The organism is Nonomuraea aurantiaca (genome assembly GCF_020215705.1).
Lineage (GTDB): Bacteria > Actinomycetota > Actinomycetes > Streptosporangiales > Streptosporangiaceae > Nonomuraea > Nonomuraea aurantiaca.
This window is the reverse complement of the sequence record NZ_JAIWNB010000112.1, coordinates 1-1,441: the sequence shown is the minus strand read 5'-3', so window position 1 is coordinate 1,441 and position 1,441 is coordinate 1. Positions and strand designations below refer to the sequence as shown.

At 68.8% G+C, this 1,441-nt stretch carries 1 protein-coding gene; it reads left to right on the top strand.

The window, feature by feature from the left end; translation table 11 throughout:
• Positions 1 to 112: 112 nt before the first annotated feature.
• The gene (locus tag LDL49_RS56380) at positions 113 to 1,390 is read left to right on the top strand and encodes an IS256 family transposase (protein WP_225303187.1); all 1,278 of its coding nucleotides are present in this window, start codon (positions 113 to 115) and stop codon (positions 1,388 to 1,390) included.
• Positions 1,391 to 1,441 lie beyond the last annotated feature (51 nt).

Sequence of the window (1,441 nt, the reverse complement as noted above, 5' to 3'; positions counted from 1 at the left end):
GAGCAATGCTAGAGACCTGTGGATCGACCGGGAAGGGGTGTACCTTCCCGGTGATCGTTTGAGGTCTCACACGCATGGCCGACGCGCCAACGTCGGCTGGGAAGGCACACCCATGCTCACCGTAGTCCCCGACCCCGCCGACGGCGACCGTCGCATGACCGATGGCCTCGTCTCCGCCGCGCTGATCGACGAACTCGTCCGCGAAGGCGCCCGCCGCATGCTCGCCGAGGCGCTGAAGGCCGAGGTCGACGCCTACATCGCCGCCTTCGCCGACGAGCGCGATGAGCACGGCCGCCGCCTGGTGGTGCGCAACGGCTCCCACACCCCGCGCGAGATCCTGACCGCGGCCGGCGCGATCGAGGTCCGCGCCCCGCGGGTCAACGACAAGCGCACCGATCCCGTCACCGGCGAGCGCCGGCGGTTCTCCTCGTCCATCCTGCCGCCGTGGTGCCGCAAGACCCCCAAGGTGACCGAGGTGCTGCCGCTGCTGTACCTGCACGGCCTGTCCTCGGGCGACTTCACCGCCGCGCTGGGGCAGTTCCTCGGCTCGACCTCGGGGCTGTCGGCGTCGGTGATCACGAAGCTGACCGAGCAGTGGAAGTCCGAGCAGCGCGCGTTCGCGACCCGTGACCTGTCGAACGTGGACTACGTCTATGTGTGGGCCGACGGCATCCACGTCAACGTCCGCCTGGAGGAGCAGCGCCTGTGCCTGCTGGTGATGATCGGCGTGCGCGCCGACGGCCGCAAGGAGCTCATCGCGCTGGCCGACGGCTACCGCGAGTCCACCGAGTCCTGGGCGGACCTCTTGCGCGACTGCAAACGCAGGGGGATGCGCGCGCCGGTGCTGGCCGTCGCGGATGGGGCGCTGGGCTTCTGGGGCGCGCTGGGCGGGGTGTTTCCGCAGACCAGAGCTCAGAGGTGCTGGTTTCACAAGATCGCTAACGTGCTGGGGGCCCTGCCGAAATCCACACATCCGGGAGCGAGGAAGGCGCTGGCGGAGATCTGGAACGCCGAGGACAAGACGCACGCGCTGGCGGCGGTGGAGGCGTTCCGGGCCGCCTACGTCGCCAAGTACGGCAAGGCGGTGGCCAAGGTCACGGACGATGTTGAGGAACTGCTGGCGTTCTACGATTTTCCGGCCGAGCACTGGATCCACCTGCGCACGACCAACCCCATCGAGTCGACCTTCGCCACGGTCCGGCACCGCACCAAGGTCACCAAGGGGCCGGGCTCGCGGGCGGCCGGGCTGGCGATGGCATTCAAGCTGATCGAGTCGGCCCAGACGCGATGGCGTGCCGTGAACGCGCCCCATCTGGTCGCCCTGGTCCGTGCCGGTGCCACCTTCGTCAACGGCAAGCTCGTCGAACGCCCAGAAGGGATCGCGGCATGAACGACAAGGCCACCACTGGAACGCTGCACCACGTCGAGATATGGGTGCCGG

Coding starts and splice junctions, on each gene's coding strand:
- LDL49_RS56380 (WP_225303187.1), top strand. CDS start 113: ATGCTCACCGTAGTCCCCGACCCCGCCGACGGCGACCGTCGCATGACC.